Source organism: Priestia sp. FSL R5-0597 (assembly GCF_038006305.1).
GTDB classification, from domain to species: domain Bacteria; phylum Bacillota; class Bacilli; order Bacillales; family Bacillaceae_H; genus Priestia; species Priestia zanthoxyli.
The window spans coordinates 5,017,806-5,030,135 of sequence record NZ_JBBOUZ010000001.1 but is presented as its reverse complement, the minus strand read 5'-3'; the positions used below and the strand labels follow the sequence as shown (position 1 = coordinate 5,030,135).

Annotated in this window: 8 protein-coding genes and 1 pseudogene; 4 read left to right on the top strand and 5 right to left on the bottom strand. The window is 38.8% G+C overall.

The window, feature by feature from the left end:
* Nucleotides 1-13: 13 nt before the first annotated feature.
* Both MKX72_RS26480 and MKX72_RS26475 read right to left on the bottom strand, forming a co-directional pair.
* Nucleotides 14-1,462, bottom strand: a complete 1,449-nt coding sequence (locus tag MKX72_RS26480) for a sensor histidine kinase (protein WP_049166320.1) — start codon at nucleotides 1,460-1,462, stop codon at nucleotides 14-16.
* The gene (locus MKX72_RS26475; protein ID WP_028409748.1) at nucleotides 1,459-2,142 is read right to left on the bottom strand and encodes a response regulator transcription factor; all 684 of its coding nucleotides are present in this window, start codon (nucleotides 2,140-2,142) and stop codon (nucleotides 1,459-1,461) included. Before MKX72_RS26475 ends, MKX72_RS26480 begins: the two co-directional genes overlap by 4 nt.
* A 228-nt stretch (nucleotides 2,143-2,370) precedes the next feature.
* Between MKX72_RS26475 and MKX72_RS26470 the strand changes: the two genes are divergently transcribed.
* From MKX72_RS26470 to MKX72_RS26460, 3 genes are all read left to right on the top strand, one after another.
* Nucleotides 2,371-3,408, top strand: a complete 1,038-nt coding sequence (locus tag MKX72_RS26470) for a PepSY domain-containing protein (RefSeq protein WP_155008454.1) — start codon at nucleotides 2,371-2,373, stop codon at nucleotides 3,406-3,408.
* Nucleotides 3,409-3,601: 193 nt separating this feature from the next.
* Nucleotides 3,602-4,801: a class I SAM-dependent rRNA methyltransferase gene (locus tag MKX72_RS26465; protein WP_033580367.1), complete on the top strand. Its 1,200-nt coding sequence runs from the start codon at nucleotides 3,602-3,604 to the stop codon at nucleotides 4,799-4,801.
* A gap of 281 nt (nucleotides 4,802-5,082) precedes the next feature.
* Nucleotides 5,083-6,516: an anion permease gene (locus MKX72_RS26460; RefSeq protein WP_028411930.1), complete on the top strand. Its 1,434-nt coding sequence runs from the start codon at nucleotides 5,083-5,085 to the stop codon at nucleotides 6,514-6,516.
* A 29-nt stretch (nucleotides 6,517-6,545) separates the two neighbouring features.
* Here the strand turns inward: MKX72_RS26460 and MKX72_RS26455 are convergent, their stop codons facing one another.
* Entirely contained in the window at nucleotides 6,546-7,997 is a 1,452-nt protein-coding gene (locus MKX72_RS26455; protein WP_047749557.1) for an alpha-amylase, read from the bottom strand.
* Nucleotides 7,998-8,235: 238 nt separating this feature from the next.
* On the opposite strand from MKX72_RS26455, the pseudogene MKX72_RS26450 reads away from it, so the two are divergent.
* A pseudogene (locus tag MKX72_RS26450) lies at nucleotides 8,236-8,436 on the top strand (ATP-binding protein); the annotation flags it as partial.
* A 325-nt stretch (nucleotides 8,437-8,761) separates the two neighbouring features.
* Here the strand turns inward: MKX72_RS26450 and katA are convergent.
* Entirely contained in the window at nucleotides 8,762-10,222 is a 1,461-nt protein-coding gene (gene katA, locus MKX72_RS26445) for a catalase KatA (protein WP_034263806.1), read from the bottom strand.
* 276 nt (nucleotides 10,223-10,498) lie between these two features.
* A complete protein-coding gene (cstA, locus tag MKX72_RS26440; protein WP_014457699.1) occupies nucleotides 10,499-12,307 on the bottom strand; it encodes a carbon starvation protein CstA in 1,809 nt (602 codons plus the stop codon).
* Nucleotides 12,308-12,330: the final 23 nt, after the last annotated feature.

The window sequence follows — 12,330 nt, the reverse complement described above, 5'->3', positions numbered from 1 at the left end:
GCAATCGTCTTTTTTATGTCAAGGGCAATACGATTTCAAAAGCAGTTCCTGCATTCAATTTGCTTTCTACATGTATTTTCCCCCCGTGCAGCTCTATAATAGATGCGCTAATGGCCAAGCCTAAGCCCGCTCCTCCATATGCCCGAGAGCGTGAAGCATCAGCTTTGTAAAATCGCTCAAATAAATGAGGAAGGTGTTCTTGAGGAATACCATGACCGTTATCTTGTATTATTAACGAAAGTTCTTTCTCATTTATTTTTCCTATCACTTGAATAACTCCTGTAGTTGGATTTGTATGCTGTACGGCGTTGGAAAATAAGTTTAAAACAACTTGTTTAAATTGATCTTTGTTAATGTCTGATGGTAAACGGCTTGGAAAGTCGAATAAAACCTTTCTGTTCCCCGCCAATAGTATGAGTTGAGGTCTCATATCTAAAATCAACTCATCTACAAAACAGTATTCTTTTTGAAACGGTGGAAGTTGATCAAGCTGAGCAAGAAGCAGAAGATCCTGAATAAGTTTGTGCAGTCTTTTGGACTCTCCATACATGCTTTTTAATGCGTCGTTTAATTGTTCTGGATTACTGCTAGCCCCTCTTAATAAAACTTCTAAAAAGCCGTGAATAGATGTAAGCGGCGTTCGCAGTTCATGGGAAGCATCCGCAACAAAACGCCGCATTTGTTCTTTGGCTTCTGTTTCTGCTTTAAATGCTTTTTCAAGACGTTCAAGCATTTCATTAATAGAAAGAGAAAGGCGATCCATTTCGATTTGTCCTTGATTAACAGGCAAGCGGTCATGTAAGCTTCCGGCATTAATATGCTCCACTTTTTTAGTAGTAGTAAACAAAGGGACTAACGTCTGTTTTAAAACAGAAGAAAAAACAAAAAAAGCAATGGTCATTGCGGTAAGTGAAAGCATTAAAAAGATGAGCATTTGTCTGATTAAGAGGTCTCTTAATGATTCTGTGGGAGTATTAATTTGAATAACTCCCTGTATTTCTCCATCAAAGATAATGGGTTTTAAAACAATGACTTGCTCTTGATGACCATCCATTTTTTTTATGAGGCTCGTCGTGTTGTCCGGCTGGTTGCTGTTTTTCATTACTTGTTTGTATGCAGATGCAGAAAGCTTAGGGAAGTAAGAATGATGTGGATCCTTAGCCAGCCGTAAAAAGGTGCTTTTTTGATTGATAAAGGTAATATTAACGCCCGGGAAATAAACCATTGGTCTTGATGATTGTTTTACATTCTGGCTTGTTTCAATATCGTGCTTCCAGACATCATCGGGAATTAAGTGAATTTGGTCTTCGATGCTTCTAATTTTATTTGTGTAAATAAATTGCTTCATAAATACGTATTGAAAAACGCCTATCAGCATCAGTAAACTCAAAATAACGAGTAAACTTCTAGATAAAAGCTGAAGGCGAAGAGAGTTCAAATGAAAGAAACGTTTGTGCTTCATGAAATATCAATCCGGTACCCTACACCGCGAAGCGTTCGAATAACGGTTCGGCTATGGTCCTGTAATTTTTCTCTCAGTGATCGAATGTATACTTCAACAATGTTTTCTTCTCCTCCAAAATCATATCCCCACACTCGATCTAAAATGGTGGATTTACTTAGTACGAGACCGTGATTAATAACTAAGAATTTTAAGAGTGCATATTCAGTAGGGGATAAATCAAGTATGTGATTAAGGTATTTAATTTCTTTGCGGCGGTCATCAATTTTAAATGGACCGATGGATACTTCGTCTAATAAGTTGGGAAATTGATTGCGGATTCTAGCTTGAATGCGCGCAAGAAGTTCTTCAAAACTGAAGGGTTTGACCATATAATCATCTGCTCCAATAGTCAGCCCCTTTACTCGATCGTCCACTTGATCTTTTGCTGTTAGCATGATGACAGCTATATTCCCCATTTTCTTTAACAAGCGGCATACTTCAAATCCATCCATTCCCGGAAGCATAACATCTACAATAGCGATATGAGGCTTGAATTCTTTGGCTATATTAATGCCTTCCATTCCGTCTTGGGCAGCTTTGATATCAAATCCTTCATTCGTTAACCCTAAAGATAAAAACTGTAAAATAGTTGGTTCGTCATCTATAAGCAAGACTTTAATTCCTTTTAGTTGATCCATCATGGTGAAAACTCCTTTGCTCCTCTACTTTCTATTATGCTTTTTTATCTGAAACAGCCCTGAATAATAGCTGAAAGCAAGCTGAAAAATAGTAGCTATTCTTATATCTTCAGCTAACTTTAAGCTTCTATTCGTCTTATTCTCAGAAATCTTTTGCATAATGAACGGCGTACTAGATAGAACGCCATAGACGGAAAGTCTAATGGTGAAGGAGGAGGAAATGTAAGGATGATTAAATGGGCAAAAGTATTGTCTACATCTGCTTTAGGAGCTGCAGTTGCATTTAGCTCTATTACAACGAGTCACGCTGCAGAGATGAAGACAGCGAAAGCAGAGACAACTGAACATGTCAGTATCTCGCAAGCTCAGGCAAATGGTATTGCTCTGCAAGATTGCGACGGGACAGTCACATCTACGGAATTTAAGCAAGAATCAAGTGTGTATGTGATTACAATTGTAACGAATAACCTTGAGCAAAGAATCGTAGAAGTAAGCGCAAGCACTGGAAAAGTAGTGAAGAAGCAAGAAGTGAAGTTATGGACACAAAATCAAGTGAAAGAATCCATTTCTAAGCAGTATACAGGAGCGATTCAATCTATTACATTTAACAAAGAAACGCATGAATATACGTTAACTGTAGTAGATGGCAAAGTAGAATATACGCTAACCGTGGATGGTCTAACGGGGAAAGTCATTCATGAGAATAAAAAAGAGCTGCAGCTAATATCAGAGCAAAAAATAAAAGAAGCAATTGTTAAACAATATAGTGGTTACGTATATAGTCTAGAGTTTAAAGAATCCGCTAGTCAGTATGTCGCAGTGATTCTTAAAGATAGCACTCAATATACGGTAACGTTAGATGCTTTCACAGGAAAAGTAGTTAATACTTCTCAGCAAGAAGTGAAGCTATTAACGAGACAAGATGCAAAAGATCTTGCATTGGCTACATATGCAGGTAAGGTGAAAATGGTAGAATATGATCAAAACGCAGCGATTTTCACAGTAAAAATAATCAAAGATAATACGGAATACACCGTTACAATCGATGCGGTTTCGGGTGAAATCACACATGTAAAACATGATAAGCTTCAGCCGTTAACGGAGACCGCTGTAAAAGTTCTTGCTTTAAAACATCAAGAAGGAAAAGTAGAGCATATTGAGCTTATAACAGAAAACTCAATAACTGTATACGTGGTGACTTTAGTGAGCGGAAGCAAGCAGCAGACGCTTAAGTTCGATGCATATACTGGACAAGAGTGCTCATAATTTTTTATCTTAAAACATAAAACATACATTTCATTTTTCATTCATATCAAGCAGAGGGTGCTTCAAGGCATCCTCTGCTTTTCTATTTTGTAACTGGAAACATTACCGGTTATCTATGTTAAGATAAATGTAGATTATTCTCGTAAAATGGATAAAACTAGAATGAACTAAATTAAATAGATAGGGTGTACACATGAGAAAAGAAGTACAAGTTATAGCCAAAGAAGCTTTTATTAAAAAAGTGAATAAAGGTTATCCACTCATTGAAAAAGATGCGCTTGTTGATGGTCATAAACTGCAAGAAGAAGGCGTTATTATTAACTTAGTCACTCCAAAGAATCAATTCTTAGCCAAAGGCTATTATGGAAAACAAAACAAAGGCTACGGATGGATTCTGACGAAGAAGAAAAGTGAACAAATTGACGCGGCGTTTTTTGTACGAAAAATTCAGCGAGCTATTACCTCTCGTCACGATTTTTATGCGTCTGAAGATACAACTGCTTTTCGTGTATTTAATAGTGAAGGTGACGGAATTGGCGGCTTAATCATTGATTATTATGACGGATATTACGTCACGAGTTGGTATAGTGAAGGAATTTATCAATTTAAAGAATACGTTATTGAAGCTTTAAAATCTGCGCCTAACTTTAAAGGGCTGTACCAGAAAAAACGTTTCAACGTAAAAGGGCAGTATATTGAAGAAGATGATTTTGTCACAGGAAATAAAGGTGAATTCCCTTTAATTGTAAGAGAAAATGGTATTCGTTTTGCCGTTTATTTAAATGACGGAGCGATGGTTGGGGTCTTTTTAGATCAGCGAGACGTCCGTAAAACGATTCGAGATAAATATGCAAAAGGAAAGACCGTTCTAAACATGTTTTCGTATACAGGCGCATTTTCAGTGGCGGCCGCTCTTGGAGGAGCTGCGAAAACAACAAGTGTCGACTTGGCCAATCGCAGCTTGGCAAAAACAATTGAGCAATTTAGTGTAAATGGAATTGATCACGAAGCACAGGACATTATTGTGGAAGATGTTTTTAAGTATTTTAAATATGCGGTTAAGAAGAATATGACGTTCGATCTTGTGGTGCTAGATCCGCCGAGCTTTGCTAAATCGAAAAAGCATACGTTCAGCGCGGCAAAAGACTACAAAGATTTATTAAAAGAAGCCATTGCTCTTACAAAGCCAAATGGTGTCATTGTAGCTTCGACGAATGCAAGTAATTTTGATATGAAAAAATTTCATTCGTTTATTGAAAAAGCTTTTAACGAAAAAGGGGAACGTTACAAAATGATGGAGCAGTTCTCTCTTCCAGCTGATTTTAAAACAATAAAAGAATTTAAGTCAGGTGATTATCTCAAAGTCGTGTTTATTCAAAAGGTAAATCGTTAAATGCAAGGCTGCATGATGAACTCATGCAGCTTATTTATTTTGATGAAATAACGCTTACAAGCTATTTTGAAGGGAATAAAATGAAGGTGAAAGATAAAAATTGTCAATATGTATGATAAAATAATAAAGGAATTATGCTCAACACTTCACAAATTTACAATATCATCCTTATGAAACGTATTTTTACAATTATTTTATTTTAAATGGGACAAGTATTGGGTACGAAGGGGAAAGAGCATACTACTACTATTATTATTTAAAAACATGAAAGGAGAAAGATTATGGCTGAAACAACTAAAAAGCCTGCCGGCGAAGTGAAGTTTATTCCTTTATTAATTTGTCTGGCAATCGGACTTGTTTTATGGTTTATTACACCTCCGTCCGGACTTGATGTGAAGGCTTGGCACTTATTCGCTATTTTTGTGGCTACTATCGTAGGTCTTATCATTAAACCATTGCCATTAGGCAGTGTAGCTATTTTATCTTTAACCATTATTGTATTAACTAATACATTAACACTTGAACAATCGCTCAGCGGTTTTCAAAATACGACGATTTGGTTGATCGTTATTGCATTCTTTATTTCTAGAGGTTTTATTAAGACTGGTCTAGGAACAAGGGTTGCCTATATCTTTGTTCGTTTGTTCGGTAAAAAGACGTTGGGACTATCGTATTCTCTTATCGTAAGTGATTTACTTTTATCACCTGCAATGCCGTCTAATACAGCACGAGCTGGAGGAATTATTCTTCCAATCATTCGTTCTTTATCTGAAACATACGGATCGAGAACTGGAGACGGTACGGAGCGCAGAGTCGGTGCTTTCTTAACAAAAGTATCGTTTCAAGGAGATATGATTACATCGGCTATGTTCGTAACAGCAATGGCGGCCAATCCTCTTGCTGTTAAAATGACGGAACAAATTACAGGAAAGACTATTTCATGGGTTGGATGGGCAGCGGCTGCAATCGTACCTGGAATTATCAGTTTAATTGTGATTCCGCTCGTTATTTATAAGCTGTATCCGCCAGAATTAAAAGAAACGCCGGAAGCATCTGAAATTGCAGCAAAAAAACTAAATGAAATGGGCCCGCTAAAGAAAGAAGAATGGTACATGATTGGGGTATTTTTACTTTTGCTTGTGCTGTGGATTTTTGGCGCTAATTTAAATATTAATGCAACAACAACTGCTTTTATTGGTCTATGTGCGCTGCTTTTAACGCAAGTGTTAAGCTGGTCGGACATCAAAAAAGAACAGGGAGCATGGGATACATTAGTCTGGTTTGCTGTTTTGGTTATGATGGCAACTTTCTTAAATGATCTAGGCATGATTCCTTGGTTCAGTGATCTGATGAAAGGCACTGTTAGTCATATGTCTTGGATGACGGCGTTGATTGTACTAGCTATTGCGTATTTTTATTCTCACTACTTTTTTGCGAGTAACACGGCTCACGTCAGCGCTATGTACGCAGCATTTCTATCTGTCATCGTGGCCGCTGGTGCGCCTCCGTTACTGTCAGCATTAATTTTAGCGTTCTTTAGCAATTTATTTGGCTGTTTAACTCACTACGGCAGTGGACCGGCACCGGTGTTCTTCGGTAGTGGATATGTAACGCAGCAAAAATGGTGGTCGCTCGGCTTTTTAATTTCAATTATTCATATTATCATTTGGATTGGAATTGGCGGCTTGTGGTGGAAACTGCTAGGTCTATGGTAAAAAAAACAGTGGCGCAGGCCACTGTTTTTTTATGCTTCAGCCCAAACGGATACAGAGCCGCCATTTACAGGGAAGTGTCCGTAGCCGTCTTCTTCAATCACAACTTGGTCTTCTCGGTTCTTTGTGAAGTCGATCCACGTTTGTCCGCTTCGGTGTTCGCCGACGAACATTCTCTTTTCCCCGTCTTCGCCGTTTGACATCACCACAGCGCATCCAGACTTATCAAATTCCTCTACACCATGCCTTACCCATCCAATGGTATTCGGGTGATCAAAATAATCGTCTTGCTGTCCGTATGCTTTGTCATAGCGTACGTGCAAGAGAGCAGAAATATCTTTTTCTTTTCCCTCAATTGGATGCTCTCCGCCTATCCCAAAATAGTCTCCGTAAAATACACAAGGATAGCCGTCTTCACGAAGTAAAATTAGAGCGTAAGCACTTTGTTTGAACCAATCTTCTACCCAAGATTCTAAAGATTCATTTGGCTGAGAGTCATGGTTATCTACAAATGTGACAACATTCAACGGATGAGTCTTAACCAATGTATCATCAAAAATTGTGGTTAAATCAAAATCTCTTCCTTGCTGAGAGGCTTCATGCAGTTTGTAATGCAGCGATACGTCAAACAAATCAATTTGATAATCAATAACGTCTAAAAATTCCTGACAGGCTGTTAATTCTGGATTCCAAAACTCTCCCACAAAATAAAATGGCTTTTCTTGAGAAGAGGACAATTCGTGAGCAAACTCTTTAATAAAATCATGGTTAATATGTTTAATGGCGTCTAATCGGTAACCGTCGCACTGCAGGGTGTCTGCTAACCATTTTCCCCATTTGATCATTTCTTCTCGAACTTCAGGGTGGTCGTAATCAATATTCGCAAACATTAAATAATCGTAGTTGCCAAACTCTTGATCAACATTTTCGTTCCAGCTTTTGTTTTCCCCGGCAATACGAAACACACCTTCTTTTCCGTTTTTATCATCGTAATCAGTGCCATTAAAATGATTAAAGTTCCATTTGAAAGAAGAATATTGATCGCCGCGCCCTTCAAATGTAAACTTTGTCCACCCTTCAATTTCAAAGGGTTCAGAAATCTCTTCTGTTCGGTTCATGGGGTCTACTTCAATGACGTGGAAGGTTTCTTTTTCATCCGCTGCAGCTTTATGATTCATCACAATATCAACATAGACATTAATTCCGTGATTATGACAGGCATCAATTGCTTCATGCAGCTCTTGCTTGGTTCCATACTTTGTACGAACGGTTCCTTTTTGATCAAACTCGCCAAGATCATATAAGTCGTAAACGCCGTAGCCATTATCCTCTGATGAAACACCTTTTGTAACCGGGGGAATCCACACGGAATCAATTCCTTGTTCTTTTAGTTGAGGAGCGAGCTCTTTGAGGCGTTTCCAATGCTCGCCATCAGCTGGCACATGCCATTCGAAAAATTGCATAATTGTATGATTCCGTTCCAAGTTAAATCATCCTCCTTTTAAATAAAAAGATATAATCGCTCACGGATAGTTCTTTAGAATCAAATGAGGAATTGATTATATTTTTTCTTTTAACGTTCCTGTTATCCCTATTCCTTAAACCTTTTTCAATATATGTCGCTTAAGAAAATCTTAAAATTTTCTCTTCTTTTTTCTTAAAAAATGCAGTTTACAATAAAACCCATAGACGAAATGACCCATGACATACTTTTGAAAGGAGACTGAGAAAGCAATGGACGAATATGTAGTTTTAGTTGTAAACAATGAGCTGTTTGAACGATTTAAAAGAGGGGACGCCTCAAGACAAACCGATGGCTCTGGACTTGGTTTAGCTATTGCTAAGTCAATTATTGATTTGCACGGAGGAGAATTGAATATTGAAATTGACGGAGATTTATTTAAAGTAACGATTACTCTTTAATGTGAGTGAATATAAACAGCATATCTAGTAAAAAAGAGAAGCAACCTCATTATGCTGGTTGCTTCTCTTTTTTTAGCGTTCGTAATTTTATTCCGCAACCGCAAAGTGTACTGTGCTTTAGTACTTTTATTTCTCTATGACACTGATTACATCTTATTTCTTGTCCAACCATTTCTTCATCCCTTCCTCTTTTTACAAGAATTTAAATAAGTATCCATAAAATATGGATACTTATTTAGTGATAAAATGTTAAACTAATTGAGAAAAAACGAAAATCTAAAATGAGAAAAAAACCTTTATTTTCTCATTGGGAAAACTGATATCTTTATTTTACTTGCTGCGGAACAGACAATCCTAAACCGTCTGCAACGCGTGTTCCATACTCTGGATCCGCTTTGTAGAAGTGCTGAATTTGACGCAGTTTAATCTCTTCTTTTTCTACAGGCTTCATAGCTTCAACGATGTTTGCAACTAGTCGTGTACGCTCGTCTTTGCTTAGGAGGCGGTATAAGTCACCTGCTTGCGTGTAATGGTCGTTATGATCATATGCAACACTATCGGCAACGCCTGAAACAGGGTATGCCGCTTGTTTGTTTTCATGAGATTCTGTCGGACCGCCAAAGCTGTTTGGCTCATAGTAAACAGAACGGCCGCCGTTATCGTCAAAGCGCATTTGACCATCACGCTGATAGTTATTTACTTCATTGCGCGGACGGTTAATAGGTAGCGCTTGATGGTTAGCACCCACGCGGTAGCGATGTGCATCGCTGTATGCGAATAGTCGACCTTGCAGCATTTTATCAGGTGATACGTCAATTCCCGGTACAAGCGTTCCAGGTGAGAATGTAGCTTGCTCCACTTCGGCAAAATAATTTTCTGGATTTCGGTCCAAGACCATGCGACCTACTTCAATTAACGGATAGTCTTTTTGTGACCAAACCTTTGTTACGTCAAACGGATCAAAGCGGTACGTATCAGCGTCTTCTAATGGCATAATTTGAACGTACAGCTTCCATGAAGGGAAATCGCCTTTTTCAATGGCATTAAATAGATCTTCAGTATGATAATCTGGATTTTCACCAGCTAGCTTTGCGGCTACGTCTGGAGACAGATTTTTCACGCCTTGCTCTGTTTTAAAGTGATATTTTACCCAAACGCCATCTCCTTCGGCATTAACCCATTTAAATGTATGGCTGCCAAATCCATGCATATGGCGTAACGTTGCCGGGATACCGCGATCAGACATTAAAATAGAAACTTGATGCAAAGATTCAGGAGATAAAGACCAGAAATCCCACACGGCCGTCGGGTTTTTCAAATGCGTGCGTGGATCGCGTTTTTGTGTATGAATAAAATCGGGAAATTTAATCGCATCTCGGATGAAAAATACAGGTGTATTATTTCCGACTAAGTCGTAGTTGCCTTCTTCTGTATAAAATTTAACAGCAAATCCGCGAGGGTCGCGAACGGTATCTGCTGAGCCGTTTTCACCAGCTACTGTTGAAAAGCGAACAAATAGAGGTGTTCGTTTTCCTACTTCAGAAAGGAAAGCTGCTTTTGTATAGGCTGAAACATTGTTTGTCACTTCAAAATAACCGTGGGCACCGGCGCCTTTTGCGTGTACGACGCGTTCAGGAACACGCTCTCGGTTAAAATGGGCTAATTTCTCTAAAAGGTGAACATCTTGAATTAAAGTAGGTCCGCGTGAACCAGCGGTCATCGAATTTTGATTATCTCCAACCGGAGATCCCCAACTAGTCGTTAAGTTATTCTTGTTTGTTGTCATCTTAGAACCACCTCTTATTTGAATTTTATTATGTTAGAAATAATAATAACATTTTTAAATAAAAAATCAATACTAAATTATAATTATTATAATTTAAAGTGTTAATTTTGAGATGTAATCAGTGGGGGTTATAAGCATGTGAAGTGTACGAACTATTTTAAAAATTTTCTGTATAGTATATTTAGTTTAATAATAAAAATGCCTGGTGTGCAATTATTTTGACCGGCTATTACCATATCAAAAACACGCTTGCTTATATAAGCAAGCGTGTTCGTTTTATATATTTTGTGATAAGTTTGCTTTCGCCGCTAGTTCAGCCTGAGGCGTGCGCCAAAGCTGCGTCCATTTTTGAATCGCGGCAATCATAATAATGAGACCGAGTATAAGCATGATGATTGAAAGAGTCGCATTTAATATGCTGTAACCTGCCGCAGCTTCATTTAAATACACATTCTTAACCATCCAATAACCCGCGTAGTTAACCGTTACGTAAAGGTAGGCTAGTGGAATAAGACAAGTAAGCATATAGGAGCGCTTATCTGCAATTCTAAGAATAACGGTTGCACCAATAATTAAACCAATGGATGCCATTAACTGATTCGATACGCCGAACAGCGCCCAAACTGAGCCAATATCTCCTGAGAACAATAAGTATCCCCACATAAAACAGGCTAGGGCACTTGCAAAAATGGACCCAGGAAGCCAGTCTACTCGCTTCAATGGCTTATAAAATTCACCAAAAAAGTCTTGAATTAAATAGCGGGAAACGCGTGTACCCGCGTCGATAGCAGTCAAAATAAACACTGCTTCAAACATAATAACGAATTGAAAAAAGTAAGAAGACAGGTGGCTGAACCAAGGAATTTCCGTGAAAATATACGTCATTCCTACAGCCAGTGTAACAGCGCCGCCTGTACGGCCTTCTAAGTTTAGGCCAATTTCTTGGCTAAGCTGAGGAAGAGCCGTTACGTTCATGCCAAGCGTTTTGAACACTTCAGGTGTAGAGTTGATTGCAAAATAGTCTCCAGGATGTAAAGCAGTTGCGGCAATTAATGCCATAATTCCTACTAAGCATTCGACTAACATCGCGCCGAAGCCTACAACTTTAATGTCACTCCAACGATCGAGCATCTTAGGAGTTGTTCCTGAACCAACAAATGCATGGAAGCCAGAAATAGCACCGCAGGCGATCGTAATAGAAATGAACGGCCACACAGGTCCTGCTAAAATAGGGCCGCCTCCGTGAATAAATTCAGTAACTGCAGGAAATGGAATTGCTGGATTTACGAAAAACACGCCTACAATCAGCGCGATAAAGACACCAATTTTCATAAAGCTGCTTAAGTAATCTCGAGGTGCTAAAAGCAGCCAAACGGGCAAGGCCGCTGCAAAAAATGCATAAACGGGAAGAATAATTGAAAGTGTTTTAATATCTAGCGTTAAAAAATCTCCTAAAGCTGTTCCTTGAATATAAGGACCGCTAAATACGGCGATTAAAATTAAAATGAAGCCGACGGTAGAAGCCGCTTTTAAATTACCTGTTTTTTTGTGGTAAATACCTACCCCCATTGCGATCGGAATGGTAATTCCAACAGCGAATGTACCCCAAGGATTTTTCTCAAGGGCGTGTAACACGACCATAGATAAACCGGCCATTGTAATGGTAATGATAAAAAGCATAGCTAAACCTGTACAAAAGCCAGCGACGGGTCCTAGCTCTTTTTTAGCCACTTCTGAAAGCGACTGGCCTTTTTGGCGCATAGATGCAAATAACACAACTGCATCGTGAACGGCTCCTCCGATTACAGCTCCGATTAAAAGCCAGAGCAGTCCGGGCAAATAGCCAAACTGAGCTGCTAAAATAGGTCCAACGAGCGGACCCGCAGCTGCAATAGCTGCAAAGTGATGACCAAATGTTACCCATCGATTGGTTGGCACGTAATCTTTTCCATCTTCAAGCTCATGTGCCGGCGTTTTTTGCGCATCGTTTAGTTTCAAGACCTTAACAGCCATGAATGTTCCATAAAGCCGATACGCAATCATTAAAATACAGATAGATCCAATAACAATCGTAACCGCATTCATTACAAATCCCCCTATCCCTTAGT

What these genes read in the sequence shown, in the direction of transcription:
- MKX72_RS26480 (WP_049166320.1), bottom strand. Translation starts at nt 1,462, where the DNA reads ATGAAGCACAAACGTTTCTTTCATTTGAACTCTCTTCGCCTTCAGCTT.
- MKX72_RS26475 (WP_028409748.1), bottom strand. Translation starts at nt 2,142, where the DNA reads ATGGATCAACTAAAAGGAATTAAAGTCTTGCTTATAGATGACGAACCA.
- MKX72_RS26470 (WP_155008454.1), top strand. Translation starts at nt 2,371, where the DNA reads ATGATTAAATGGGCAAAAGTATTGTCTACATCTGCTTTAGGAGCTGCA.
- MKX72_RS26465 (WP_033580367.1), top strand. Translation starts at nt 3,602, where the DNA reads ATGAGAAAAGAAGTACAAGTTATAGCCAAAGAAGCTTTTATTAAAAAA.
- MKX72_RS26460 (WP_028411930.1), top strand. Translation starts at nt 5,083, where the DNA reads ATGGCTGAAACAACTAAAAAGCCTGCCGGCGAAGTGAAGTTTATTCCT.
- katA (WP_034263806.1), bottom strand. Translation starts at nt 10,222, where the DNA reads ATGACAACAAACAAGAATAACTTAACGACTAGTTGGGGATCTCCGGTT.
- cstA (WP_014457699.1), bottom strand. Translation starts at nt 12,307, where the DNA reads ATGAATGCGGTTACGATTGTTATTGGATCTATCTGTATTTTAATGATT.